Source organism: Pseudomonas pergaminensis (genome assembly GCF_024112395.2).
GTDB lineage: Bacteria > Pseudomonadota > Gammaproteobacteria > Pseudomonadales > Pseudomonadaceae > Aquipseudomonas > Aquipseudomonas pergaminensis.
In genome coordinates, this window is sequence record NZ_CP078013.2 from 5,783,874 (window position 1) to 5,809,822 (window position 25,949).

Here is a 25,949-nt window from a genome sequence, read left to right on the forward strand (position 1 = left end):
CGTTTTGCCTAACGGCACGGGGCGCGCATTGCTTACAATGGGCGCCCTTTGTTTTTGACCAGGCCTGCCGATGTCCGCTACTGCTCCTTCCCACGTTGCCATTATCGGCGGCGGCCCTGCCGGGCTGATGGCCGCCGAAGTCCTGAGCCAGGCGGGCGTGCGGGTGGACCTGTACGACGGCATGCCCTCGGTGGGGCGCAAGTTTCTGCTGGCCGGCGTGGGCGGCATGAACATCACCCACTCCGAGGACTACCCCGCGTTTCTGTCGCGCTACGCCGAACGTGCGCCACACATGGCGCCATTGCTGCGCGCATTTGGGGCCGAGGCGTTGTGTGAATGGATCCACGGTTTGGGGATCGAGACCTTTGTCGGCACCTCGGGCCGGGTATTTCCTACGGATATGAAAGCCGCCCCGCTGCTGCGCGCCTGGCTCAAGCGCCTGCGTGACCAAGGCGTGGTTATCCACACCCGTCATCGTTGGCTGGGCTGGAATGCCGAGGGCGACTTACTTATCCACAGCCCCGACGGCGAAAAAACGGTCCACAGCGATGCCGTGCTGCTGGCCCTCGGTGGCGGCAGTTGGTCGCGCCTGGGTTCCGACGGTGCGTGGCTCAAGTTGCTGGAAGATCGTGGCGTACCCTACGCCCCGCTGCAACCCAGCAACTGTGGCTTCGAGGTGTCGGCCTGGAGCGAGCTGATGGTCAGCAAGTTCGCTGGCGCACCGTTGAAAAACGTCGCCATCGGGCTGGGGGATGACGAGCCTCGCCTGGGCGAATGCGTGGTCACCGCGACGGGGATCGAGGGCAGCTTGATCTACGCGCTGTCGGCGCCGATCCGGGAAGCGATCAACCGCGATGGTTCAGCCACCGTGCATATCGACCTGTTGCCGAGCAAGCCATTGGACAAAGTCCAGGCAGCCTTGGCAAAACCCCGTGGCTCTCGCTCGATGAGCAAGCATCTGCACAGTCAGTTGGGGTTGGACGGCGTGAAGGCCGCGCTGCTGCGTGAGTTGACGCCTGCCGAGCACTTCACCGATCCGGCGCAATTGGCGGTGGATATCAAGGCGCTGCCCTTGACCCTGGTGAAGACCCGGCCGATGGATGAGGCGATCAGCACCGCGGGTGGCGTGCCGTTCGAGGCGCTGGATGAGCGATTGATGCTCAAGCCATTGCCGGGGGTGTTCTGTGCGGGGGAGATGCTGGACTGGGAAGCGCCAACGGGCGGGTATCTGTTGACCGGGTGTTTTGCCAGTGGCAGAGCGGCTGGGCGGGGGATGTTGGAGTGGCTTCACCGCTGAGATTTGCGGTGAATTCCGAGCCGCCTTCGCGGGCAAGCCCGCTCCCACCTTTGACTGCATTCCAATGTTGGAACTCGGTCAAATGTGGGAGATTTGCGGTGAATTCCGAGCCGCCTTCGCGGGCAAGCCCACTCCCACCTTTGACTGCATTCCAATGTTGGAACTCGGTCAAATGTGGGAGATTTGCGGTGAATTCCGAGCCGCCTTCGCGGGCAAGCCCGCTCCCACATTTGACTGCATTCCAGTGTTGGAACTCGGTCAAATGTGGGAGATTTGCGGTGAATTCCGAGCCGCCTTCGCGGGCAAGCCCGCTCCCACCTTTGACTGCATTCCAATGTTGGAACTCGGTCAAATGTGGGAGCTGGCTTGCCTGCGAAGAGGCCATCAGCAGCGCTGAAAAACTTACTTCTTCTTACGCGGCCCGGTATTGAACACCGGCACCTTGCGCACCGGCTTGATCGACGGCTCAGCCGGCGCGACGTCGCCGCTGTCCACCCACTTGCCCAGGTTGCGCTTACCGCCCCCACCCGACGCTTTAGGCTTCTTCGGTTTTTTCGGTTTCTTCACCACCTGCCCGCTGGCATCGGTGTCCGGCACACGATGCTCCGGCTCGAAGTCCGGCTCCATCTTGCGGGTCAAGGTCTGGCGCGTCAGCATTTCGATGGCCGACAGCATGTTGACTTCATCGGCACACACCAGGGAAATCGCTTCCCCGGTGTTACCCGCACGCCCGGTACGGCCGATGCGGTGAATGTAGTCCTCGGCCACGATCGGCAGGTCGAAGTTGACCACCAGCGGCAGGTCTTCGATATCCAGGCCACGGGCCGCCACGTCGGTGGCCACCAGGATCTGCACTTCGCTGGATTTGAAACGGTCAAGCGCGCGTTGGCGGGTAGCCTGGGGCTTGTCGCCATGGATGCCGTCGGCATTGATGCCCAGGCCCTGCAACTTATCCACCAGCGCGTCCACGCCGTTACGGGTCTTGGCGAACACCAGCACCTGCTTCCAGCGGCCTTTGCGCATCAAGTGCACAAACAGCTCCGGCTTGCGCTTCTTGTCCACCGGCACCACCCATTGCTTCACGGTGTTGGCGGCGACGTTGCGCGGGCTGACTTCGATGCTCAGCGGGTCGTTGAGCATCTGCCCCGCCAGCAGGCGTATGTCATCGGAGAAGGTCGCGGAGAACAGCAGCGTCTGGCGCTTTTTCGGCAGCATGCGATAAATGTTCGCCAGCTCTTCGGAGAAGCCCAGATCGAGCATGCGGTCGGCTTCGTCCAGCACCAGGGTTTGCAGCTGGTTGAGTTTCAGTGCGTTCTGGCGGAACAGGTCGATCAGGCGGCCAGGCGTGGCGACCAGAATGTCGACGCCCTTGCGCAGCTTCATCATCTGCGGGTTGATGCTCACGCCGCCGTACACCGCGTAAGTGGTCAGCGGCAGGTGTTGCGCGTACTCGGCAACGCTGGCGTGAACCTGCTCGGCCAGCTCGCGGGTCGGGCACAGGATCAGCGCGCGCGCTGAGTTGGCGGCGACTTTCGGCCCTTCCATCGTCAGCAGCTGCAGCAGCGGCAAGGCAAAACCGGCGGTCTTGCCGGTGCCGGTCTGGGCCGCAGCCATCAGGTCGCGACCGGCCAGCACTGCCGGTATGGCTTGCGCCTGCACCGGCGTAGGGGTCTGGTAGCCAAGCGTCTCAAGGGCGCGCAGCAAGGGTTCGATCAGGCCAAGGGTGGCGAAAGTCATGTGTTTACCGTAGGAAAAATTCAGCGCAAGGGCGTAATGCGCCGCAGTTTACCTTATTTCCGGCTTGGGCTTGCGCCACTGGGGCAGGCTGATCAACAGCACGGCGCTGATGATCACCAGCATGGCCAACGCCTCTTCCAGGCCGATGGTCTCGCCGATGAACACGATCCCCAGCAACACCGCGACCGCCGGGTTGACGTAGGCATAGCTGGTCGCCGCCGCCGGGCGCACGTGCTTGAGCAGGTACATATAGGCGTTGAAGGCGATGATCGAGCCAAACACCGTCAGATAGGCCAGGGCCAGCCAGCCTTCCAGCGGCGGCGTGGCCTGCAGGCGTTCACCGGATAGCGCGCTGACGAACAACAGCGCCACACCGGCGACCAGCATCTCCGCAGCACTGGCCATGGCGCCCAGGGGCAACGGCAATTGCCGGCTCCACACCGAACCAAACGCCCAGGAAGCCGCCGCCACCAACAGCAACACAGCACCCATAGGGCTCGACTGCAACGTGCTGCCCATATTGAGCATGGCGATGCCGATGATCCCCAGAATCACCCCCGCCCACTCCAAGCGAGTGTTGCGCGCGCCCCAGAAATACCCACACAGCAAGGTGAACAACGGCACCGTCGCCACGGCCAGCGCCGCCACGCCGGACGACACCCCCATGTGTTCCGCCACGCTGACACCGCCATTGCCCACGGTGAGCAGCAAAAGACCAATCATCCCGGCTGCTTTCCACTGCGGCCACGTCGGTGCCGGCACCCCACGCCAGCGCAGGAAGCCATACATCAACGCCCCCGCCGTGCAAAACCGAATCCCCGCCAGCAACAACGGCGGCCAGTACTCCACGCCGATGCGAATCACCAGATAGGTGGACCCCCAGATCACATACAGCGCAAAAAAGGCGGCGATCAACGGTAAGGGAAAGCGACGTGGGCCAGGCATTGGGCGGCTCTATGGCAGGAGATGGGAGGCTTATTCTAAAAAGACAGGTCGTTAAACATAAGTTACAAAACCTGTTTAAAACGCCAATACACTTTTCAAAGCATGGTTGTGAAGGCTATAAACCGTGTTTTCGAAAGCCACGCGCAACGGGAGCCTTCTCATGGACAAATACGACCGCATGCTCCTCAGCGCCCTGCTCGAAGACGGCCGCGCGTCCTACGCGCAACTGGCGCGCACGGTAAACCTCTCCGCCCCCGCCGTGGCCGAGCGCGTGGCCAAGCTGGAGGCCAGCGGCGTGATCACTGGGTATCAGGCCAAGGTGGACCTGTCCAAAGTGGGGTTGCCGATCCAGTGCGTGATTGAACTGCGGCTGACCAATCATGGCAGCCAGAAGGTGTATGACGCGTTGGCGGAAATCCCTGAATTGACGGAGTGCCATCGGGTGACCGGCGACCCGTGCGTGATCATGCAGGCAGCCGTGGGGTCGATGCCGGAGTTGGAGAACCTGATCAACCGGGTGGCCAAGTTCGGGTTCAGCAAGACCTCGATTATTTTGTCGAGTGCGATAGAGCGGCGGGTACCGTTGGGGCAGTTGGAGGGCAATGGGAAAAATGGTGGCTGAACCGTAGCCATCGCCCATGCGGCGGATTTGCTGCATTGCGCAGTGGAGACGGCGCAAGCGCCGAGTGGGCGATGAAGGCGCAGCAGCGGGCGGTGATGCATTTGGTGGGGATGGCGAAGGGCGTGGTGGATCGGGCGTTGGAGTGTGTGCAGCCACACTAGCTTTGTGGTGAGCGGGCTTGCCCCGCGCTGGGCTGCGAAGCAGCCCCAATTAAGGGCGCCGCGTTCTTTCAGTTAGCACGGAGTGTCAGGTTTTGGGGCTGCTCCGCAGCCCAGCGCGGGGCAAGCCCGCTCACCACAGAAGCCCGTTCACCACAGAGAAGACCGGGCCCACAGGAGATTGTGGCGAGGTCAGAACCCGCGATGCTTCTTCAGGTGCTCATTGATCTTCGCCGCCGGCACTTTCTGCAAGGTGCACAGCAACTCATGGGACAGTTCGCGCAAGCCGTGGGTGCGGCGCAGTTCCTGGGCCAGGTGGGCTGTGAGGTTAGCTGCCATTTCCGCATCGGCCATCGCTCGGTGAGCCTTGCCGGTGTGGGGCAGTTGCGCGTAGGTGTTGAGGGTGCCGAGCTTGTGGTTGGGCGCAGCCGGCATGAGGCGGCGTGCAAGAAGCAGGGAGCAGGCGAATTTTTGCAGGCGGGTACGGCGGATCAGGCCCAGTTCGTAGTCCCAGAACTTCTGGTCGAACGCGGCGTTGTGCGCCATCAGTGGCGTGGTGCCGACGAACTCGTTGACCTCGTTCATCACTCGCTCGGCCGGCGGCGCGCTGCGCAGCATGGCGTTGCTGATGCCGGTGAGTTGCTCGATAAAACCCGGCACGCGCACGCCGGCGTTCATCAGGCTCTGGTAGCGGTCCACAATCTGGCCACGTTCGAGGATGACCACCGCGATTTCAGTGGCCCGGCAATGGCTGCTCGGGGTGATGCCGGTGGTTTCAAAGTCGATGACCGCTATACGTTCCAAACCTGTTCCAACTCCGTCTTAGCATTTATTTGAGCAACAACGCGCCTTCAATCGGCACGTAGCGACTGGCGGCGCGTATCAATGAATTGGCCGTCAGCCCCGGTACGCCATAGGCCACGGCCTCGACGCCATGCTTGTGGATAACCCGGTCGAGCAACATGTCGAAATCACCGTCGCCAGAGGCCAGCACGATTTCGTCGACGTGGTCGGCGGCGTCCATGATGTCGATGGTGATACCCACGTCCCAGTCGCCCTTGGCCGAGCCGTCGCTGCGCTGGATGTAGGGCTTGAGTTTTACCGTGAAACCCAGGTTGCGCAGGATCTGCTGGAATTGCTGCTGTTTGCTGTCGCCACGGTCGATGGCATACGCGTACGCCTCGACGATCTGCCCGCGCGCGCTGATATCAGCCCACAACGCGGCGTAGTTGAAGTGGCAGCCATAGGCCTGGCGAACGGTGTAGTAGAGGTTTTGAACATCGGCGAACACTGCAATTTTCTTCACCGCACTTCCTCATGACAGCCAGGCGCCAGGGCCCGGAAAGGGTGCCAGTATGCCAGCCGCGAGAAGGTTTCCGGGAAAAATCAGACCGGGGCGACGAAGCGCCCCGGCCGAGGTGGGTCAGACGAAGGAATCGTCGTCGCCGAAGGAAGAAGAATCGTCGGAATAATCGCTGTCGGTGAAGCTGTCCGAGTTGTCACTGCCCCAGTTGTCATTGCCGGCGTACTTCTGGTCATCGCCGCCCCAGCCGCTCTGGTCACTGGCGGGCGCCGGCTGTTCGATGATTTCCTCGACCACCTGCGGTTGCTGGTTGTGATGGAACAGGCTGCTGATGCCTTCGGCCAGCAACACACCACCGGCCACGCCGGCTGCGGTTTTCATCGCGCCGCCGAGGAAACCGCTGCCTATCGGGGCTGCCGGCGCTTGTTGCGGCTGTTGGTAGTTCTGCTGGGGCGCGCCGTAGTTCTGCTGCGGCGCAGGCTGGCTGAACCCAGGCCGCCCCGGTTCACGCCAGCCGCCACCGGAAGAGGCCGGGGCGCTCTGCGCAGGCTGGGGGTCGCGGGAACCACCGCCAAAGATGCTCGACAAGAACCCACCGCTGCTCGCCGGAGCGGCTGGCGCGGATTTCGCCCGCTGCAGCTCATCCTGCAACTGCTGGATCTGCTGCGCCTGCTCCTTGTTTAGCGCGTCGAGGCTTTTGAGCGCGTGCTCCTGCACCAGGATCGACTGGGTCATGTAGTACCCGGCTGCCGGTTGGCGCGTCATGTGCTCCTTGATCCGCGCTTCGGCCTGGGCGTCGCGGGGGGCTGAGTCCGTTTCGGCTTGTTGCAACCGTGAAAACAGTCCATCGATCAGGGTTTGCTCTTCGCTGTTCATGGCGACCTCGTTAGATTGCCGGTAGAAATCGTGGTCTCGCCTGTGATCAGGCGCCGCTCTAGTTATGGGGGTGTTACGAGTTGTTTCAATGGTCTTTACTCAAGGTTTACGTTTGCTTACCGCCCGTGATGATCGGTTAAAGTGTTGCCCTTGCTTTCAGGCCTGCGATGAACTCGATGAATCCGTTAGACGTGCTGCGCGACTCCTTCCGTTTCACCCAACGCAACCTGGGCGCTATCGTCCAGCTGTGTTTGCCGTTGGTGATTTTCGAAGCCCTGCTGCAACAGGTGCTCAACCACGTGGTGGGCCCGGATGCATTCCCTGGCTACAGCGTGGTGGTGGGGTTGCTGGTGTACCCGCTGTACACCGGCGCGTTGATCCTGTTTCTGGATGCCCGCACCCGTGGCGAGTCACCGACTACCAAGGATGTATGGGCCATGGCCCTGACCCTGTGGCCGCGCTTCGCCCTGCTGACGGCCATGAGCACGCTGCTGATCCTGCTGGGGCTGTCGCTGTATTTCCTGCCGGGCCTGTGGCTGATGGTGGTGCTGGCCTTTGCCGAGTACCTGCTGGTGCTGCGCGGCATGCCGGCGCTGGAGGCGATGAAGGAAAGCTTCCGCCTGAGCCGTGGGCATTTCTGGCTGATCCTGGTGTGCCTGCTGTGCGTGATGACGCCACTGTGGCTGCTCAAGGGCGCCAGCGTTGCGGCCTACCCCACGCCTGCGCCGCTGCTGGGCCTGTTTCTGGACAGTGCCCACAGCTTCCTGCAACTGTTTACCAGCGTGGTGCTGTTCCGGTTATTCATGCTGATCGGTGGCGATGCCGACGCGCGGTGATATGCTCCGTGCCACTCCTGAAACGCTATAAGCCGAGCCGATGACCCGTTTATTGCGCATAACCCTGCTGGGCCTGCTGATCATTGCAGGCCTGCTCGCCGCCCTGATCTACAGCCTGACCTGGCGCCCCGAGGCGAAGCAAACCCTGCCGGTGAGTTGTGTCGCGCCCCGTGCGCCCACGCTGCTGCCGGGGCAGGCGCTCAAGGTCATGACCTGGAACGTGCAGTACCTCGCCGGCAAGAACTACGTGTTCTGGTACGACACCGCCGACGGCAGTGGCCCGGACGACCGCCCGACCGTGGAAGACATGGCCGCCAGCCTCGACGAAGTGGCGCGGGTGATCCGTGACGAACAACCCGACATCCTGCTGCTGCAGGAACTCGACGAAAACGCCAAGCCCTCCCATTACCAAGACCAGCTTGCCCTGTTGCAAGAGCGCCTGGTCGACCTCTACCCCTGCAGTGCCCAGGCCTTCGACTGGAAAGCCGACTTCGTGCCCGACCGGCATATCTTCGGCAGCGTCGGCCGTAAATTGGCGACCCTCAGCCGTTACCAGATCGAACACGCCGAGCGCCTGCAATTGCCGGCCCCCGAGGCGAACTTCATCAGCCGCCAGTTCCAACCCAAGCCGGCCTTGCTGTTGACCTACCTGCCGCTGAGCGACGGTGGCCAACTGGCCGTGCTCAACACCCGCCTGGACGGTGACGCCCCTGGGCGCAGCGCGGTGCAGGAGCAGGTCCAGACCACGGTCAAGCTGCTGGATAAATTCGAAGGGCGCGGCACACCCTGGCTGATCGGCGGCGACTTCAACCTGCTGCCCCTGGGCCAATTCCTGCGGCTGGACGCCGGCAAGCGTGGGCAATATTCGCCGGACAGCGAGCTGCATTTGCTGTGGGACAAATACCCGATGATCCCGAGCAACAGCCAATCCAGCGGGATTGACCGTGAGAAGTGGCTGACCCACTTCCCCAACGACCCGAGCGTCGACGGGCCGGACCGCACGCTCGATTACCTGTTCTACAGCCCGCGAATCAAGCGGGTGGAGGCGAAAGTGCGGCAGGAGGACACGTTGCGCATTTCCAACCACCTGCCGGTGATCGCTCGCTTCCTGCTGCCCGCCGCACAATAATCCCTGCCATGGGAGCACGGGCTGTGCGCGTTTATTCGACTCTTTTTCGGTACTCGGTGGTGGTGATTCCCGCGTAGCCCCAGTTATCCGTATCCACCTCTTCGATGACGATGTGAGTAAGGTGCGGGTCCTTATTGAGCACGGTTTGCATGGTGTTGGTTATTTCGGCGATGACCTGGGCTTTCTGCTCTTGGGTGACGCCATCACGGGTAATACGGACGCTGATGAAAGGCATGGAAAAGTCTCCACTTCGCCCCTCATCGACATGATGAGGCGGCAAGTGTGGAGACTTTAGAATGTTGCCTTGGGCGGATAAATGCGGCGGCGGGAACATCATTTGTGATGCCGCGTAATGAATAAAGGCACATCCTGTGGGCGCTGATTATTTACGCGGTTTGATTCGCGCGGTTGCCTCGGCCACCAGCGGATCATCCGGCCAGTAATGCTTGGGGTATCGCCCTTTCAAATCCTTTTTTACTTCGGCGTAGGTACTGCGCCAGAAGTTCGCCAAGTCCTGGGTCACTTGCACCGGCCGGCGTGCCGGGGACAGCAGGTGCAGCTTCACCACCTGGCGCCCGCCGGCAATGCGCGGGGTGTCGGCCAGCCCGAACAGTTCTTGCAGGCGCACCGCCAAGATCGGCGGCTGTTCGCTGTAGTCCAGGCGCACCGACGAGCCCGAGGGCACTTTCACATGCTGTGGCGCCAGTTCGTCCAGGCGCTGGGGCAGCGGCCAGGGCAGCAGGTTGTGCAGGAAGCTGGAAATGTCCAGGTTGGCGAAATGGCTCAAGCGCGAGACTTTGCCCAGGTAAGGCATCAGCCAATGTTCAAGGCTGGCGAGCAACGCCTTGTCGCTGATATCGGGCCACTCGCTGGTTTTGCCAGCATCGAGCTGCCGCAGCAGCATGACCCGCGCCTGCCATTGGCGCAGCTCGGGCGTCCACGGCAGTAGCTCGAGGCCTTTGCGGCGCACCAGGTTGACCAGCGCCTGGCTGCGCGCGGACTCGTCCAGGCCGGTCAGGGGTTCGCGGCTCAGTACCAGCTCGCCGACTTTGCGCTGGCGCTCGGCGCGCAGTACGCCTTCGCGTTCGTCCCAATCCAGCTGGTCGACGTTGCGCACTTGTTCGGCGAGCACCGTGTCGAACAGCGCCGGATCAAAGTCCGCCGCCAGGTAGATGCGTTCCTCACGCTGGCCCTGGCGGCTGCCCAGATCGGCGATGACCAACCAAGGCTGTTTCATCAGACTGTCGGCTTCGGCGAACAGCGCCGCGCGGCCGTTGGCCAGGCGGTATTCAGCGCCGCCGGCGCGACGCTGTTGAGCGACACGGTCCGGGTAAGCCAGGGCGAGCAAGGCGCCGAGCCAGCGCGAGTGGTCGGGGTCGGCCACCGGTTGCGTGGCCTGGCCTCTCAAGTAGCCGCGATACTGTCGCGCCAGTTGCTTGGCCCGCTGCACCCCGCCTTGGGTGCCACGCGCACGTGCTTCGCCGGACAACAGCGCCAGGCGACTGTGCAAATCCGCGCCGCCGCCGCGCAGGATATCGCGCTCGCCCAGCAGGGCCGCGACATCGCAGGCGGTGGCAGCCAACCCCAGGTCCTGCCCGCGCAACAGCAGGTGGGCGATACGCGGATGGGCCGGCAGTTCGGCCATTTTCTGCCCGTGGGCGGTCAGTTTGTCGCCGTCCAATGCGCCGAGGCGCACGAGCAGATCCTGGGCTTGGGCATACGCGGCGGTGGGCGGCACGTCCAGCCACACCAGCTGCGTGGGCGTAACGCCCCAGCGCGCCAACTGCAGCGCCAAGCCGGCCAGGTCGGCCGCAAGGATTTCCGCACTGCCGTAGGCGGCCAGGCCTTCATGCTGGTCCTCGGACCACAAGCGATAGCAAACGCCCGGCTCCAGCCGCCCTGCCCGACCGGCGCGCTGAGTGGCGCTGGCGCGGGAAATGCGTTGGGTGTCGAGACGGGTCATGCCGCTGCCCGGGTCGAAACGTGGCACCCGCGCCAACCCGGCGTCGATCACTACGCGCACGCCGTTGATAGTAAGACTGGTCTCGGCGATGTTGGTCGCCAGCACCACTTTGCGTGTACCTGCGGGCGCCGGGTCGATGGCGGCGCGCTGGGCGGCAAGGTCCAGCTCGCCATGCAGCGGGCACAGCAGCACATCACTGCGATCGCCCAAGGCCTCGGCCAATTGCTGGTTGACCCGGCGAATCTCCGCCTGCCCCGGCAAGAACACCAGCACGCTGCCGGTTTCGTCATGCAGGGCCTCAAGGATGGTTTGCACCACACGCGGCTCGATGAATTCACCGGGCTGGTAAGGCCGGCCCCAGCGCATCTGCACCGGGAACATGCGCCCTTCGCTGCGCAGGATCGGCGCGTCATCCAGCAGGCTGGCCAGGCGCTCGCCTTCGAGGGTGGCGGACATCAGCAGGATTTTCAGCGGCTGCTCATCGCGAAACAGCTCGCGGCCGTTCAGGCTCAGGGCCAGCGCCAGGTCGGCGTCGAGGCTGCGTTCGTGGAACTCGTCGAAGATCAGCAAGCCCACGCCGTCCAGCGCCGGGTCGTCTTGCAGACGGCGGGTGAGGATGCCTTCGGTGACCACTTCGATACGGGTGTTGGGGCCGACTTTGCTGTCGAGGCGAATGCGATAGCCGACGGTTTCTCCGACCTTCTCGCCCAACTCACTCGCCAAGCGTTCGGCCGCCGCCCGGGCTGCCAGACGGCGCGGTTCGAGCATCAGGATGGTCTGCCCGGCCAGCCATGGCTCGTTCAACAACGCCAAGGGTACACGGGTGGTTTTACCGGCGCCGGGGGGCGCTTCCAGAACGGCTTCATGGCGAATCGCCAAGGCGTCACGCAGGGCGGGTAAAACTTCATCAATCGGCAACGAATTCATACTGGCTCCAAAGCAGAGCGGCGAGTATAACGGCGAACTGCCAAGTGCCGACGATGGTCTCAGAAACGCCACCCTCATCAATTGTGAATGCAATCAAGGGAGGGAGCTGGCTTGCCTGCGATAGCGGCGTGTCAGCCAATGCACTGCTGGCTGCTCCACCGCTTTCGCAGGCAAGCCAGCTCCCACGTTGGACCGGCGTTGTTCAGCTGATCTGGCTTATAGTCCTCTTTAAATCGTGTTCAGGAGAATGTTATGCGTATCGCTTCCCGTGTCATTGGCGGTGTCCTCGCCGTCACCCTGCTGAGCCAACTGACGGCCTGCGGTTCGATCTTCTACCCGGACCGCCGTGGCCAGATCGACGGCAAGATCGACCCGACCATCGCTGTGCTCGACGCCATCGGCCTGCTGTTCTACGTCATCCCCGGCCTGATTGCCTTCGGCGTGGACTTCGCCACCGGCGCGATCTACTTCGAGCCGGGCAAGACCGCCCAGGTCGACCCGCAAAAACTCCACGAAGCCATCGGCGCCGACGGCCAGGTCGACAATGCCAAGCTGCAAAGCATCATCCTGAAAGAAACCGGCCGCAGCCTGCCGCTCGACGACCCGCGCATGATCCAGTTCAAAGGCAGCGTGCAACAACTCGCCACCCTGGGCCTGCAACCCGCCGCTTAAGGATTCGACCCGCCTATGACCAGCAGCCCCGAACACGCCAGGCTCTTGCGCCTGGCCACCCGCGCGTCGGTGGGCGTGGCCTGTGTGCTGATTGTCACCAAAGCCATCGCCTGGTGGTTCAGTGGCTCGGTGAGCATGCTCGCCGGCTTGACCGACTCCCTGCTGGACGGCGTGACTTCACTGCTGAACCTCGTCGCCGTGCATTACGCCCTGCGCCCCGCCGATGACGATCACCGCTATGGACATGGCAAGGCGGAGTCGCTGTCGGGCATGGCCCAGGCGCTGTTCATCGGCGGCAGTGCGGTGTTGATCGCGCTCCAGGCCTACGAGCGCCTGCAACATCCGGAACCGGTGGGCGCGCCGTGGTTGAGCATCGGCGTGATCATCTTTTCCCTGGTGTTGACCGTGGCCTTGTTGATGCTGCAACACCGGGTGATCCGCGAAACCGGCTCCAATGCCGTGCGCGCCGATTCACTGCACTACCGCTCGGACTTGATGCTCAACGGCAGCATCCTCGTGGCGCTGGTGCTGGCGGGCATGGGCTTTCACCAAGTCGACGCCTGGTTCGGCCTGGGTATCGCCGCCTACATTTTGTGGAGCGCGATCCAGATCGCCCGGGAAAGCTTTGCGGTGTTGATGGATGAAGAGCTGCCGCCAGACGTCAGCCAGCACATGCTGGAGCTGGCGCGTGGTGTACCGGGGGTGTTGGGTGCGCATGATTTGCGCACGCGGATTTCCGGCAGCCACTGGTTTGTGCAGCTGCATTTGGAATTGCCAGGGGAATTGACGCTGTCAGTGGCCCACGGCATCAGCGACCAGGCCGCCGATGCCATCCACAAGGCCTACCCGCGCGCCGAAGTGCTGGTGCACGCCGACCCGCGGGAAGTGGTCACAGGCAACAAAACCTAGTACTGCACCTGATAACCGCGACTGCTCAGGCAGTTGCCCTGAGCCTGACGGTAGGTTTGCACCACCGCCGGGTCGGGGGCGTAGGTGACTTGCTGCGGGTCGAAACCGCTTTGCTGCACAGCCCAGCGATAACAGTCGTAGCCGTCCTGCTGCACCTGTGCCGGTGACTGGCCGTTGGCGGGATACGCCACCACGTCATAGCCATTGCCTTGCGGCGCGGGCTGCGGTGCCGGTACGGCGGCCGGCGGTTGCACCACCACGTACTGCTGGGAGCTGCTTTCGTAGGTGTAGTAGGAGCCCGCCGCGAGGAAGAACAGCGCACTGCCTATCCACACTTCACGCGCGTAGTCCGGCAGGTAATGCACGCGGATGCCGTACGGCGGCGTCACCACCACGTAGCGCGGCCCTTGCGGACGGTACCAGTAGCCGCCGGAGTAGAAGTAATCCTGGCCACGGTAAGGCACGCGGTAATTGCGGTCGGGGAAACGGTCGATCACGTAACCCGGACGATGTTGCGGGCCCGGGCCCCAACCATTGCCATGGCCGTCGGGGCGGCCTGGCCAGCGGTTGTCGCCGGGATGGCCATTGTTGAACCCGCCGCCATTGTTACCGGGCCGAGAGCCTGGGCCGCCGGCTTCCCAATGCTGGTTGCCGTCGTTGCGTCGCGGGATGTCACGGTAATAGCCCTGGCGCGGTTCCTGGGTCTGGCGCACGGTGTCGGGGCGACTCTGGATCGGCAGGTTGTTAGACGGCTGTGGTTGCGGTGGCTGCACCGGTCGCCCCTGCTCATTACCCTGGGGACGCCCCTGCCATTGGCCACCCCCGTTCTGGCCTCCGCGATCGAAGTGTTGGTTCTGTGGGCGCGGCTGATTGTTTTCCGGCCTTGGCTGGTTATTCTGCGGACGCGGTGGGTTGTTCTGCGGGCGGGGCTGTTCACTTCCCCCTGGCCGTCCGCCCTCCGGCCCTCGTTCATGCTGACCACCGCCTTCACCGCGCGGCGCATTTTCACGCTCGTCGGCCACTGCCTGGGCGCCAACGGTGACCATCAGCAAACCTACACCTGCCAAACGCCAGATGCGCTTCATGCTATTCCTCACTGCGGATTAGGGCCTGTCCATGAGACTGGAAAAGCGAGGCCCGGTTCTCGCACAGGTTATCAGCAGGCAAAAGAAAAGGGGTGACCCGTCGGCCACCCCTTGAGAACTTCGTCCTGGCTCAACGCTTTTGACGTTGGCTCACCTCACGCCGTCTTGTGGACAGTGTGCAGCCTGGAGGCCGGCTCAACCCTGCTGGGGTGGCGGCCGCTGCGGGCCTGATTGGGCTCGCTGCAAGTGGACTGTTGTCCAGGCGGTGATTCTGTTGATAAAGATACCCGCCAGCGCCCGACAGATGATTGCGAAGATTGCGTCAATAAACAGTGCTTGCGCAATTTTTAACCCTTCATGGATAATTCACCGCAATAGTTACGACAAAGGCCAACCCAATGAGCAAGCTTGACCGATACGACCTGAGTATTTTGGCGGAATTGCAGCGCGACGCGAGGATCTCCAACCAAGAGTTGGCCGAACGCATCGGCTTGTCGCCATCGCCGTGCTCGCGCCGCGTCAAGCAGCTGGAAGACGACGGCTACATCGCGCGCCAGGTCGCCTTGCTCGACCGCAAGATGCTCGGCCTGAGCCTCACGGCCTATGTGCTGATCGGCATGGACCGCCACACCCCCGAGCGTTTCGAGAACTTCGAAGCGGCCATCCGCACGCTGCCCCAAGTGCTGGAATGCAGCCTGGTGACGGGGATGGATGCTGACTATCAGTTGAAAGTGGTGGTGCCAGACATGGATCACTACCAGAAACTGCTGCTGGGCCACCTGACCCGCATTGAAGGCGTGACCAGCGTGCGTTCCAGCTTTGTGCTGAACCAGGTACTCAACAGCACCGAGTTGCCGCTGACTCACCTAAGAACCTGAGATCACCACTCAACAATGTGGGAGCTGGCTTGCCTGCGATGCAGGCAACTCGGTGTGTCAGCAAACCGAGGTGATGCTATCGCAGGCAAGCCAGCTCCCATATTGACCGCGCCGACTCAGGTCAATGTTGCGCCTCAGACGCTGCCTTATACTGCCCGCCTGCCTTTGTCGGAAAATTCGCCATGAACAACATCGACCCCGCCCTCTTTGAAGAATGGATGATGACCGGCCTGGTCACTGTCCTGATCATTTTCATGGGCTTTATCGTCTGGGACCTGGCAAAGAAGTCCAAAGCCGGGCGCTTTGGCTCGTTCATCCTGTTCTTCGTGCTGGGCCTGGGCGTGGCCGCGTTCATCATCAAGAGCGTGGTGATCGGCCTGATCGAGTCCGGCGCGTTATAAGCGCGCTGGCACTTCCTTCCACTGGCCTTGATCCAGGCCATCGATTGTCCAATCGCCAATCCGCACGCGCACCAGCCGCAACGTGGGCAACCCCACGGCGGCGGTCATGCGCCGTACCTGGCGGTTGCGCCCTTCACGAATGACCAGCTCCAGCCAGTGCGTCGGGACGCTTTTGCGAAACCGCACAGGCGGGTTGCGCGGCCACAACTCGGGCTCATCCAACGGCCGCGCTTCGGCGGGCAAGGTCTTGCCGTCGTTAAGCTCCACGCCCTCGCGCAAGCATTGCAGCTGCTCTTCGGTCGGCTCGCCTTCGACCTGCACCCAGTAGGTTTTCGCCAGCTTGTGCTTGGGGTCGGCAATCCGCGCCTGCAGCTGGCCGTCATTGGTCAGCAGCAAAAGGCCTTCGCTGTCACGGTCCAGACGGCCCGCCGGGTAGATGCCGGGGATGTCGATGAAATCCTTGAGCGTCGCACGCCCACCTTCGTCGCTGAACTGGGTCAGTACGTCGAATGGTTTATTGAACAGGATCAGCTTCGGCTCGGCAGGCGGTGCCTTGGCGACACGCCGCGCAGCGGAATACGGGGGTTTCACACCAGGGCGGCGCGAATCGGGACGGGTGGGACGGGACATGGCAAAGGAACATCTAACGGTCAGGACCGACAATGCTAGTGGCCTGACCGTTAAATGACCATCCCAACCGCTTAGCGGAACGGCGGCTCGTCGAAGCTGCGCAGCTTGCGCGAGTGCAGCGAGTTGAGTTCGGTGCGCAGCAAATCCACCGCTTCGATGCCGATCTTCAAGTGCTGGCTCACCGCACGCTCATAGAACGCGTTGGCGGAGCCTGGCAGCTTGATTTCGCTGTGCAGCGGTTTGTCCGACACACACAGCAAAGTGCCGTACGGCACCCGCAGGCGATACCCCTGGGCGGCGATGGTGCCGCTTTCCATGTCCACGGCCACCGCGCGGGACAGATTGATCAGCGGGCGTTCCTGGGCCCAGCGCAGTTCCCAGTTGCGGTCGTCATAGGTCAGCACGGTGCCGGTGCGCAGGCGTTTTTTCAGCTCTTCGCCTTTTTCGCCAGTGACGTTGGCGGCTGCCTGCTGCAGCGCCAGCTGCACTTCGGCCAGCGCCGGGATCGGGATGTTCGGCGGCACCACGCGGTCGAGAATCCCGTCGCGGCGCATATAGGCGTGCGCCAGTACGTAGTCGCCGATGGTCTGGGATTGGCGCAGGCCGCCGCAGTGGCCGATCATCAGCCAGCAATGCGGACGCAGCACGGCCAGGTGGTCGGTGATGTTCTTCGCGTTGGACGGGCCGACGCCAATGTTGACCAAGGTCACGCCGTGGCCGTCAGTGGCTTGCAAGTGATAAGCCGGCATCTGATAACGGTGCCACACCACCCCGGCAGCAATCGCGGAGGCTTCACCGTGGTCCATCGCTTTGTCGATCACCACGTTGCCCGGCAACACCATGCGGATAAAGCGCGGGTCGCTGCGCAGTTGTTCCAGGCCATGCAGGATGAACTGGTCGACATAACGGTGGTAGTTGGTCAGCAGGATCCACGGCTGCACATGGCGCCAGTCGCTGCCGGTGTAGTGCACCAGGCGACGCAGGGAAAAGTCCACGCGCGCCGCATCGAACAGCGCCAGGGGCAGCGGGTCGGTGTTTTCCCAGTCGTACAGGCCATCGGCGATGCCGTCGGTGGCCGCCGACAGGTCGGTGCTGGGGAACACACGGGCCAGGGTCGCGGCAGTTACACCCGAACCGGCCAGCTCATCGCCCTGCTCCACCACGTAGGGGTACGGGATGTTTTGCTGGCTCACACCGACTTCCACCGTCACGGTGAAGTCGTGCATCAGCGGCACCAACTGCTCCAGCAGGTATTTACGGAACGCCGCAGGATGGGTGACGGTGACGCTGTAGGTCCCCGGCAACTGGACCTTGGCATACGCCCGGGTAGTCTGTGGGACTTCGCCGTGGCAGTGGTAGGTCAGGCGCAGTTCCGGGTAGCGAAACAGCGCACGTTGTTCGGCGTCGGGCTCGACGCGGTCTTTGAGGTATTGCTTGAGGGCTTGATTGAGCGCGCCCGTGGCACGCTCATGCAGGGCCGCCAGCCGGTCCACGGCTTCTTCAGCGGTTTGAACGACAACAAAAGCTTCGGTCACGGTAAGCATCCTGTGTTCTGACGTGCAGGCCTTTATCTTGCCTGTATCCCCGTCAGACGCAAACTTTGAATGCAATCAACAAGGTGTGGACCTGGCGACAATCGCCGCCACGTCCACGCCACGCGGCAGGGTGCCATACACCCGACCGGACGCGTCGCCCAACCGGCTGGCGATAAACCCATCGCTCACCGCCGCATTCCCCGCCTCCAGTAGCAACTTGGCCTGCAACGCCACGGCGATGTCTTCGGTGAGCTGCCGCGCGCGGTATTGGATGTCCTGGGTGTCCATAAATGCCGACTTCAGTTGCTCGATATGCCGCGCCAGCAGACGGTCGCCGTGCCCATCGCCCAATTCGACAAACAGTGCCTCCAACACACCCGGCTCTTTGGACAGCGCCCGCAGCACGTCCAGGCACTGCACGTTGCCGGAACCTTCCCACGTCGAGTTCACCGGTGCCTCACGGTACAGACGCGGCAGGATGCTGTCCTCGACATACCCGGCACCGCCCATGCACTCGGCGGCCTCGTTGATCATCGCCGGGGCGCGCTTGCAGATCCAATACTTGCCCACCGCCGTCACCAGCCGGGCGAACTTGGCTTCCTGCTCATCCCCCAGATGATCCAGCGCCCGGCCCATGCGCAGGCTCAGGGCCAGCGCGGATTCGCTTTCCAGTGCCAAGTCAGCCAGCACGTTTTGCATCAGCGGTTGCTCACTGAGCACGCGGCCACCCACGGAACGATGGGCACAATGATGGCTAGCCTGGGTCAGCGCCTGACGCATCAGCGCGCTGGAGCCGACCATGCAATCGAAGCGGGTCATGGCGACCATCTCGATGATGGTCGGCACACCACGGCCCTCTTCGCCGATCATCCAGGCCAGGGCGCCACGAAACTCCACTTCGCTGGAGGCATTGGAGCAGTTGCCGAGCTTGTTTTTCAGGCGCTGGATATAGAACTCGTTGCGCGTGTCATCCGGGCGGTGCCGGGGCAGCAGGAAACAGGTGAGGCCCTTGTCAGTCTGGGCCAGGGTCAGGAACGCATCGCACATCGGCGCCGAGCAGAACCACTTGTGGCCCACCAGCTCATACGCCTGGCCCGGGCCGCCGGCGCCCACCGGATAGGCGCGGGTGGTGTTGGCGCGCACGTCGGTGCCGCCCTGCTTCTCGGTCATGGCCATGCCGATCGTAGCGCCGGCCTTGTGGGCGATGCCGACGTTGCGTGGGTCATATTGGGTGTTGAGGATTTTCGGCAGCCAAGTGTCAGCCAGGTCCGGCTGCAAACGCAGGGCGGGCACGCAGGCGAAGGTCATGGTCAGCGGGCATCCGGTGCCGGCTTCGGCCTGGCTGTGCAAGTAGGTCATGGCGGCGCGGGCCACATGGGCACCGGGCTGCGGGTGCGCCCAGGGCAGCGAGGGCAGGCCATGTTCGACGGCAGCGCGCATCAGTTCGTGGTAAGCCGGGTGAAACTCCACCAGGTCGATGCGATGGCCATAGCGGTCATGGCTGCTGAACACGGGTTTGTTCTGGTTTGCCAGGAACCCGGCTTCCATCAACGGCCCGCCGGCCAGTGCACCGTAGGCATCGATGCGTTCCTGCGCCCAGCCGGCGCCAAAGCGGCGCGACCATTCCTGCAGAGGCAGATCGATACGGTACAGGTTGGTGCCATCCAGGGACGGCGGCTGGTTGGTGACGTCGTGGGTTTCGGCAAACTGATGCAGGTTCATGACGGGCCTCCTGAAAAAAGGCCACGTTCAGTTGAGGCCCGAATTTCAGTTAAGCACCGTCATACGGCTTAAAAAAGTGGCATACCCGCCGAATGTCCGGCGCTTTCGCCCTCTACCGGCCCCAGCAACCGGCGCTCCAACACCGCCTGCAATGCCTCGAAACGCACCGGTTTGGCCAGGCGGTCCGAGACACCGACACCGTGACAATGCTCGCGCTCCGACACATTCAGCGAAGTACTCAAGGCGATCACCGGCAGCTCACCGCAGCCAGGCAGTGCACGAATCTGGCAGCACAACGAAAAACCACCTTCGGGAATATCCAACAGCACCGCGTCGAAATTCCCACTCTGCAAGGCAGCCAAGGCATTCGCGCTGCAGTCCACGGTTTTCACCCGGTAACCCAGTTTGAGCAGCATGCCGCGCACGACCAGTTGGCCGACACTGTTGTCATCCACCAACAGCACCGCGCACTCCTGAGGCGCGCGTTGCCGATGGGGCGCAGGCTTGGACTCGGCCGGCACCGGGCTGACTTCCACTTCCAGTTGGAAGCGGCTGCCTTTGCGGGGCTCGGAATGATGGGTGAGGCGCCCGCCCAGCAACTCGATCAGTTGTCGGCAGATGGCCAGGCCGATTCCCAGGCCGCCGTACTCGCGCGTGGTGGAACCATCGAGCTGGAAGAAACGCTGGTACAGGGTCGCTTCATCGAGGAAAGCAAAGCCGATACCCGTGTCGGTGACGATAAAGCTCAGGCGCAAGCGACCGTCACTGTGGGGCACGCCGACCACACGCAGGCGAACCGAACCTTCGTGGGTGAATTTGAACGCGTTATCCAGCAGGCAGTCCAGGCATTGCAGCAGTTTGTTGACGTCACCTTGCACGCGGTCTGGCAGTTCGTCCGCCACGTCGATGGAAAACGCCAGGCCTTTGCTCTGGGCGCTGGCGCTGAACTGCTGGCGCAGCGTGTCGAGTGCGCCGCGCAGGCTGAACACTTGGGGCTGGGCGCTCAGGCGTCCGGCCTGCAGCTCGGTGAGGGTGAGGATGCCGTTGACCATACGCATCATGTCCCGCGCCGAGCCGGCGGCGGTTTGCTGGTACTGCGCCAGGTCCGCATCCAAAGGCACGGTCTGCATCAGTTCGAGGGAGCCGATCACGCCGTTCATGGGGGTACGCAGTTCGTGGGTCAGGGTGGCGAGGAATTCATCCTTGAGCCGGTTGCTGCGGGCCAGTTGCTGGTTGAGTACTTCGAGCTTCTGGCTGGCGTCGAAGAGGATCTGCGCCTGTTGCTCGCGCATGCCGTTGATGCGGTCCGCCAGGGCCAGGGACAGCAGGGCCACTTCGATGGCCGAGCCGATCTGGCTGGCGTACATCGTCAGGAACATATTCGGCAGGTAGCCCAGCACCATCATCGTGTTGACGACCCCGCCCAGCAGGAACGCCGACCAGGCGATGATGAAGTAACGCGCCATGCGCTGCCCGCAATACCAGGCCTTGATAGCGGCCACGAAGATGGTCACGGTAAACACCAGCGCCAGGCCAGTCGCCAGGCGCAACGCCAAGGCGTAACTGGTCATCAGCGCCAGCAGCATCACCACGGCGCCGCAGCCCACCAGCCCAAGCAACAGACGATTGATCCAGCGGCTATGTTGGGCGGTGTGCAGGAAGCTGCGCGCAAACAGGCTACCGAACAGCGCTGCCGAGCCAATCAGGAACGGCACCGCGGCGTTGGTCCACCACGGGTTGTTCGGCCAGAAATACTCCGCGGCCACGCCGTTGACCGACAACTGGTACAGGCCGAACGAGGCGATATAAAGGATGTAATACAGGTAACTGGTGTCACGCACGCTCAGGTAGATGAACAGGTTGTAGATCAACATCCCCAGCAATACACCGTAGATCGCTCCCAGCACGTACAAGCGCAGCGGCTGCTCTTCCAGGTACGCGGTGCCGGACCAGAGCGTCAAGGGTGCCTGGATCGAGCCTTGGCTCTGGAGGCGCAGGTAGACGGTTTGCTGTTGGTCGGGCACAAAGTTGAGCTTGAACAAATAATTGCTCTGGCTCACTTGCCGGCTGGAAAACGGCAACGCGCTGCCGGTGCGGGCCGTGAGTCGATAGTTGCCGGTGGTGTCGCGCTGGTACAGGTCCAGGCGGTTCAGCGGCGGGTAGGCCAGCTCCAGGAACCAGGTGCGCGGGGAGCGCGGGTCTTTGGCCAGGTAATGCAGGTCGACTTTAAGCCAGAACACCGAGTGTGAATAACCGGCATTGAGGGTGGCTTTGTCGTGAGTCTTGAACTGTGCGGCGTAGGTGGGGGATGTGACATCGGCGATGGTCAGGGCATCGGTCGGGTCTTCGAGCACTTGCATGGCTCGGCCCAACGGCAGGCTTCGCGTGTCCTGAGTGAACTCGATGGCGCTGGCGAGCATCGGCAGCCCGCACAACAATAAAATCAGCAAATAGCGCATAGAGCCCCAGCGTGGCCTGTCCGGTTATGTCAAAAAGCCCCCCATTCCTTTTGAGAAGACGTACACCGGCAATACAGTAAGTAGTTTGGATCCACTCTAGCATAGCCACTAAAGGCTATTGGACACCATTGAAATAATTTTTTGAAAGGCTCTAGAACAGGCCTTACAGAGGTTTTTTGACGTTAAGCCACGCGCCAAAAAATCGTCACCCACCCGGCAAAATTCAACCATCGCCAGACGGCCCCGCCAAAAGCGTTTGGTGGTAAGCTCGCGCACCATGAATATCTACAGCTCTCGCCCTGTTGTCCTCTGTCTCTCCGGCCATGATCCCAGTGGTGGCGCCGGCTTGCAGGCAGATATCGAAGCCCTGCTCGCCCAGGGTTGCCATGCGGCTCCGGCCGTCACCGCCCTGACCGTGCAGAACACGGTCAACGTCAGCGATTTCCGCGTGCTCGACCGCGAATGGGTACTGGCCCAGGCCAATGCCGTGCTCGGTGACTCCGAAGTGGCGGCGGTCAAGCTGGGCATGCTCGGTTCCACCGCGATGGTCGACACCGTGGTCGAACTGCTGCAGGCGCATCCGCACCTGCCGGTGGTGTGCGACCCGGTGCTGCGTGCCGGCGGCGGTGGCAGCCTGGGCAAGGACGAAGTCGGCTATGCGATGCGCGAGCGGTTGTTGCCGCTGTCGCTGATCGCCACGCCGAACCTGCCCGAGGCACGCATCCTCGCCGAGCTGCCTGAGGGCACCGCAGACGAATGCGCCGAGAAGCTGCTGCCCTACATCAAGCACCTGTTGATTACCGGTGGCCACGGCGACGAGCACGAAGTGCACAACCGCCTCTACAGCCGCGACGGCACACGCCAGACCTTTACCTGCCAGCGCCTGCCCGGCAGTTATCACGGTTCGGGCTGTACGCTGGCCAGCGCACTGGCGGGTCGGATTGCCCAGGGCGAAGGGCTGGTGAGCGCCGTGCAATCGGCCCTCGACTACACTTGGCGCACCCTGCGTGACGCTGAACAACTCGGCCAGGGCCAGTTTGTACCGCGCCGGTTGCCGCTGGATTTCTGCTCTTAAGACCAAGAGGCCTGCCCGATGAAACTACGTGGCCTTTACGCCATTACCGACAGCCAACTGTTGGCCGGCAAATTCCTTGCCTACGTCGAAGCGGCGCTGGACGGTGGCCTGACCCTGCTGCAGTACCGCGACAAAAGCAACGACGAAGCCCGCCGGCTGCGCGAAGCAGAAAAGCTGCGGGAACTGTGCTCGCGCTACAAGACCCAGTTGATCATCAACGACGACGCTGAATTGGCCGCGCGCCTTGGCGTCGGCGTGCACCTGGGGCAGACCGACGGCCCACTGACCCCGGCCCGTGCGCTGCTCGGATCCAAGGCCATCATCGGCTCGACCTGCCACAGCCAGATCGAACTGGCCGAGCAGGCGGCCAAGGAAGGCGCCAGCTATGTCGCCTTCGGCCGCTTCTTCAACTCCAACACCAAGCCAGGCGCCCCCGCCGCCACCGTCGAGATGCTGGCCCAGGCCCGCGCGCGCTTGCATTTGCCGATCTGTGTGATCGGCGGCATTACCCTTGAGAACGCCGAACCCTTGGTGGCCCACGGTGCCGACCTGCTGGCGGTGGTGCACGGCCTGTTTGGCGCCGACACGACCCAGGAAGTCACGCGCCGCGCGCGCGCGTTCAACGATCTGCTTAAAATTTCAGTTTAGAGAGCCCCATCATGTCCCGTTCCGAAACGCTGTTTGCCAATGCCCAGAAACACATCCCCGGCGGTGTGAACTCCCCCGTGCGTGCGTTCAAGAGCGTCGGCGGCACGCCGTTGTTCTTCAAGCATGCCGAAGGCGCCTACGTCACTGACGAAGATGACAAACGCTATGTGGACTACGTGGGTTCCTGGGGCCCGATGATCCTCGGCCACAGCCACCCGGACGTGCTGGACGCGGTGCGCAAGCAGCTGGAACACGGCCTGTCCTACGGTGCGCCGACCGCCATGGAAACCGAAATGGCGGATTTGGTATGCAGCATCGTGCCGTCGATGGAGATGGTGCGCATGGTCAGCTCGGGCACCGAAGCCACCATGAGCGCGATCCGCCTGGCCCGTGGTTTCACCGGCCGCGACAGCATCATCAAGTTCGAAGGCTGCTACCACGGCCATTCCGACAGCCTGCTGGTCAAGGCCGGTTCCGGCGCGCTGACCCAAGGCGTACCGAGCTCGGCCGGCGTACCGGCCGCGTTTGCCAAACACACCCTGACCCTGCCGTTCAACGACATCGCCGCCGTCGAGCAGATGCTCAGCGAAGTCGGCCAGGACGTGGCGTGCATCATCGTTGAGCCGGTGGCGGGCAACATGAACTGCGTACCGCCAGCGCCGGGCTTTCTCGAAGGCCTGCGCGAGCAATGCGATAAGCACGGCGTGGTACTGATTTTCGACGAAGTGATGACCGGTTTCCGCGTCGCCCTCGGTGGCGCCCAGGCGCACTACGGTGTCACGCCGGACCTGAGCACTTTCGGCAAGATCATCGGCGGCGGCATGCCAGTGGGCTGCTTCGGCGGCAAGCGTGAAATCATGCAGCACATCGCGCCACTGGGCCCGGTGTACCAGGCCGGCACTTTGTCGGGTAACCCGCTGGCCATGGCCGCCGGCCTGACCACCCTGCGCCTGATCAGCCGCCCGGGCTTCCACGCCGAGCTGACCGACTACACCACACGCCTGCTCGACGGCCTGCAACAGCGTGCCGATGCCGCCGGTATCCCGTTTGTTACCACCCAGGCGGGCGGGATGTTCGGCCTGTACTTCAGCGGCGCCGACGACATTGTCACCTTTGATGACGTGATGGGCAGCGATGCCGACTTGTTCAAACGCTTCTTCCACCTGATGCTGGAAGGCGGCGTGTACCTGGCACCAAGCGCTTTCGAAGCCGGCTTCACCTCGATCGCCCATGGCGACGCCGAGTTGAAACTGACCCTCGACGCCGCCGAACGCGCCTTCGCCGCACTGAAATAAAAGGCCGAAAAAATCAGGCACCGGCCAAACGGTGTCTGATTTGCTACTTTGCTTACAGAGATTTCCGAGTTTTTTCGAGAAATCACCTGCAATCCGGCAGATAACTTGCCCAAGCAGCAGAAAAACGAGTAAAGACTTTGTAAGCAGAGGCCTGCTTATTTCATAATGCGCGCTTATTGGATCCCCCGAGGGTCCGCGTGCCCCGTCAGAGGTAAGTCGATTCCCATGAAACGCACCGGCCGCACCCTGGTTCTGGGCTGCCTGTTGCTCCTTCAGCCGCTGCTGGCACATGCACAAGCAGGCGGCAACTCGTTGTTAATCCCAGCGATGGGTCGTTGCACCCTCAATACCCAGCCAGACAGCCAGGCCGAAGCGCTGAGCGCGTGCCAGAAACAGGCCGATGGTGGGGATGCGCAGGCGCAATACGAGTTGGGCGAGTACTTCCACGACAGCAAAAACCCTGCCCGCGACCTCAACCAAGCCTTGAGCTACTTCGAGAAAGCCTCGTTGCAGGGCCACGCCCAGGCGCAATTCGAACTGGGCAACATGTTCTTCAAAGGCGAAGGCGTGCCGGCAAACAACGTCCAGGCCTACATCGTGCTGAAAATGGCCGCGGTCAACGGCGCCGAAGACGCACTGGACACTGCCGACGAAGTCGCCGAGCACATGCAGCGCGATGAGTTGGAAGTGGCCACCCAGGTACTGGGCCAGATTTTCCGCAACTACCTACAGGAATTGCAGAGTGCCGATGGGCGCTCGCCCTTCTCACCCCTGCCCTGAATTTATCTAGACACTTCTATCGCTATCGCAGGCAAGCCAGCTCCCACACTCGATCGAGTTCCAGCAT

The 25,949-nt window shown here is 62.7% G+C and carries 24 protein-coding genes and 1 pseudogene; 13 read left to right on the forward strand and 12 right to left on the reverse strand.

All coding sequences use genetic code 11. The features are described from left to right. Window positions 1–70: 70 nt before the first annotated feature. Window positions 71–1,297 (forward strand): TIGR03862 family flavoprotein, encoded by a 1,227-nt coding sequence (locus KUA23_RS26275; RefSeq protein WP_252993094.1) that lies wholly within the window; start codon window positions 71–73, stop codon window positions 1,295–1,297. A 402-nt stretch (window positions 1,298–1,699) separates the two neighbouring features. On the opposite strand, the gene rhlE1 is transcribed toward KUA23_RS26275, so the two are convergent. After that, window positions 1,700–3,034, reverse strand: coding sequence for an RNA helicase RhlE1 (rhlE1, locus tag KUA23_RS26280; RefSeq protein ID WP_100492099.1), 1,335 nt, complete (start codon window positions 3,032–3,034; stop codon window positions 1,700–1,702). A 48-nt stretch (window positions 3,035–3,082) separates the two neighbouring features. After that, window positions 3,083–3,979 (reverse strand): drug/metabolite exporter YedA, encoded by an 897-nt coding sequence (yedA, locus tag KUA23_RS26285; RefSeq protein ID WP_252993095.1) that lies wholly within the window; start codon window positions 3,977–3,979, stop codon window positions 3,083–3,085. Between the two features lie 160 nt (window positions 3,980–4,139). Here yedA and KUA23_RS26290 point away from each other — a divergent pair, with 160 nt between their 5' ends. Further along, window positions 4,140–4,601, forward strand: coding sequence for an Lrp/AsnC family transcriptional regulator (locus KUA23_RS26290; RefSeq protein WP_078050303.1), 462 nt, complete (start codon window positions 4,140–4,142; stop codon window positions 4,599–4,601). A 6-nt stretch (window positions 4,602–4,607) separates the two neighbouring features. After that, window positions 4,608–4,762: pseudogene (locus KUA23_RS26295) on the forward strand (DUF3077 domain-containing protein); the annotation flags it as partial. Between the two features lie 189 nt (window positions 4,763–4,951). Here KUA23_RS26295 and KUA23_RS26300 read toward each other — a convergent pair. From KUA23_RS26300 to KUA23_RS26310, 3 genes are all read right to left on the reverse strand, one after another. Then, window positions 4,952–5,563 carry a 3'-5' exonuclease gene (locus KUA23_RS26300; RefSeq protein ID WP_078050305.1) on the reverse strand — a complete coding sequence of 204 codons (612 nt, stop codon included), beginning with the start codon at window positions 5,561–5,563 and terminating at the stop codon, window positions 4,952–4,954. Window positions 5,564–5,588: 25 nt separating this feature from the next. Next, window positions 5,589–6,065: a LabA-like NYN domain-containing protein gene (locus KUA23_RS26305; protein WP_057024475.1), complete on the reverse strand. Its 477-nt coding sequence runs from the start codon at window positions 6,063–6,065 to the stop codon at window positions 5,589–5,591. Window positions 6,066–6,182: 117 nt separating this feature from the next. Continuing rightward, entirely contained in the window at window positions 6,183–6,938 is a 756-nt protein-coding gene (locus KUA23_RS26310) for a DUF2076 domain-containing protein (protein WP_252993096.1), read from the reverse strand. 176 nt (window positions 6,939–7,114) lie between these two features. On the opposite strand from KUA23_RS26310, the gene KUA23_RS26315 reads away from it, so the two are divergent. Then, entirely contained in the window at window positions 7,115–7,774 is a 660-nt protein-coding gene (locus KUA23_RS26315; RefSeq protein ID WP_078050307.1) for a YciC family protein, read from the forward strand. Window positions 7,775–7,814: 40 nt separating this feature from the next. After that, window positions 7,815–8,903 carry an endonuclease/exonuclease/phosphatase family protein gene (locus KUA23_RS26320; RefSeq protein ID WP_252993097.1) on the forward strand — a complete coding sequence of 363 codons (1,089 nt, stop codon included), beginning with the start codon at window positions 7,815–7,817 and terminating at the stop codon, window positions 8,901–8,903. Window positions 8,904–8,934: 31 nt separating this feature from the next. Here KUA23_RS26320 and KUA23_RS26325 read toward each other — a convergent pair whose 3' ends face one another. Together KUA23_RS26325 and hrpB are read right to left on the reverse strand one after the other, a co-directional pair. Further along, the gene (locus tag KUA23_RS26325) at window positions 8,935–9,138 is read right to left on the reverse strand and encodes a tautomerase family protein (protein WP_078050309.1); all 204 of its coding nucleotides are present in this window, start codon (window positions 9,136–9,138) and stop codon (window positions 8,935–8,937) included. 147 nt (window positions 9,139–9,285) lie between these two features. After that, entirely contained in the window at window positions 9,286–11,793 is a 2,508-nt protein-coding gene (gene hrpB, locus KUA23_RS26330) for an ATP-dependent helicase HrpB (protein ID WP_252993098.1), read from the reverse strand. 252 nt (window positions 11,794–12,045) lie between these two features. Here hrpB and KUA23_RS26335 point away from each other — a divergent pair, with 252 nt between their 5' ends. Together KUA23_RS26335 and KUA23_RS26340 are read left to right on the forward strand one after the other, a co-directional pair. After that, entirely contained in the window at window positions 12,046–12,465 is a 420-nt protein-coding gene (locus KUA23_RS26335) for a polyribonucleotide nucleotidyltransferase (RefSeq protein ID WP_078050311.1), read from the forward strand. A gap of 15 nt (window positions 12,466–12,480) precedes the next feature. Further along, window positions 12,481–13,374 (forward strand): cation diffusion facilitator family transporter, encoded by an 894-nt coding sequence (locus tag KUA23_RS26340; RefSeq protein WP_252993099.1) that lies wholly within the window; start codon window positions 12,481–12,483, stop codon window positions 13,372–13,374. On the opposite strand, the gene KUA23_RS26345 is transcribed toward KUA23_RS26340, so the two are convergent. Continuing rightward, window positions 13,371–14,459, reverse strand: a complete 1,089-nt coding sequence (locus tag KUA23_RS26345; RefSeq protein WP_099491064.1) for a DUF6515 family protein — start codon at window positions 14,457–14,459, stop codon at window positions 13,371–13,373. The genes KUA23_RS26340 and KUA23_RS26345 overlap by 4 nt on opposite strands. A gap of 398 nt (window positions 14,460–14,857) precedes the next feature. Between KUA23_RS26345 and KUA23_RS26350 the strand changes: the two genes are divergently transcribed. Further along, the gene (locus KUA23_RS26350; RefSeq protein ID WP_003194418.1) at window positions 14,858–15,337 is read left to right on the forward strand and encodes an Lrp/AsnC family transcriptional regulator; all 480 of its coding nucleotides are present in this window, start codon (window positions 14,858–14,860) and stop codon (window positions 15,335–15,337) included. A 191-nt stretch (window positions 15,338–15,528) separates the two neighbouring features. Further along, complete coding sequence (locus KUA23_RS26355; RefSeq protein ID WP_032884769.1) at window positions 15,529–15,738, forward strand: DUF2788 domain-containing protein; 210 nt, start codon at window positions 15,529–15,531, stop codon at window positions 15,736–15,738. Here the strand turns inward: KUA23_RS26355 and KUA23_RS26360 are convergent. The 4 genes from KUA23_RS26360 to KUA23_RS26375 form a co-directional block, all read right to left on the reverse strand. Continuing rightward, window positions 15,733–16,368 carry a pseudouridine synthase gene (locus KUA23_RS26360; RefSeq protein WP_252993100.1) on the reverse strand — a complete coding sequence of 212 codons (636 nt, stop codon included), beginning with the start codon at window positions 16,366–16,368 and terminating at the stop codon, window positions 15,733–15,735. The genes KUA23_RS26355 and KUA23_RS26360 overlap by 6 nt on opposite strands. 71 nt (window positions 16,369–16,439) lie before the next feature. After that, entirely contained in the window at window positions 16,440–17,912 is a 1,473-nt protein-coding gene (gene amn, locus KUA23_RS26365) for an AMP nucleosidase (RefSeq protein ID WP_161634128.1), read from the reverse strand. Window positions 17,913–17,978: 66 nt separating this feature from the next. Further along, window positions 17,979–19,625 (reverse strand): acyl-CoA dehydrogenase family protein, encoded by a 1,647-nt coding sequence (locus KUA23_RS26370; RefSeq protein ID WP_078050315.1) that lies wholly within the window; start codon window positions 19,623–19,625, stop codon window positions 17,979–17,981. A 68-nt stretch (window positions 19,626–19,693) separates the two neighbouring features. Next, window positions 19,694–22,084, reverse strand: a complete 2,391-nt coding sequence (locus tag KUA23_RS26375; protein WP_252993101.1) for a hybrid sensor histidine kinase/response regulator — start codon at window positions 22,082–22,084, stop codon at window positions 19,694–19,696. Between the two features lie 277 nt (window positions 22,085–22,361). Here KUA23_RS26375 and KUA23_RS26380 point away from each other — a divergent pair, with 277 nt between their 5' ends. The 4 genes from KUA23_RS26380 to KUA23_RS26395 all read left to right on the forward strand — a co-directional run bounded on the left by KUA23_RS26380 (window position 22,362) and on the right by KUA23_RS26395 (window position 25,882). Next, on the forward strand, window positions 22,362–23,159 hold the full coding sequence (locus tag KUA23_RS26380; protein WP_252993102.1) for a hydroxymethylpyrimidine/phosphomethylpyrimidine kinase: 798 nt from the start codon (window positions 22,362–22,364) through the stop codon (window positions 23,157–23,159). 18 nt (window positions 23,160–23,177) lie between these two features. Continuing rightward, window positions 23,178–23,807, forward strand: coding sequence for a thiamine phosphate synthase (thiE, locus tag KUA23_RS26385; RefSeq protein ID WP_078050317.1), 630 nt, complete (start codon window positions 23,178–23,180; stop codon window positions 23,805–23,807). Window positions 23,808–23,818: 11 nt separating this feature from the next. Continuing rightward, window positions 23,819–25,102 carry a glutamate-1-semialdehyde 2,1-aminomutase gene (hemL, locus tag KUA23_RS26390; RefSeq protein WP_078050318.1) on the forward strand — a complete coding sequence of 428 codons (1,284 nt, stop codon included), beginning with the start codon at window positions 23,819–23,821 and terminating at the stop codon, window positions 25,100–25,102. 225 nt (window positions 25,103–25,327) lie between these two features. After that, a complete protein-coding gene (locus tag KUA23_RS26395; protein WP_252993103.1) occupies window positions 25,328–25,882 on the forward strand; it encodes a tetratricopeptide repeat protein in 555 nt (184 codons plus the stop codon). Window positions 25,883–25,949 lie beyond the last annotated feature (67 nt).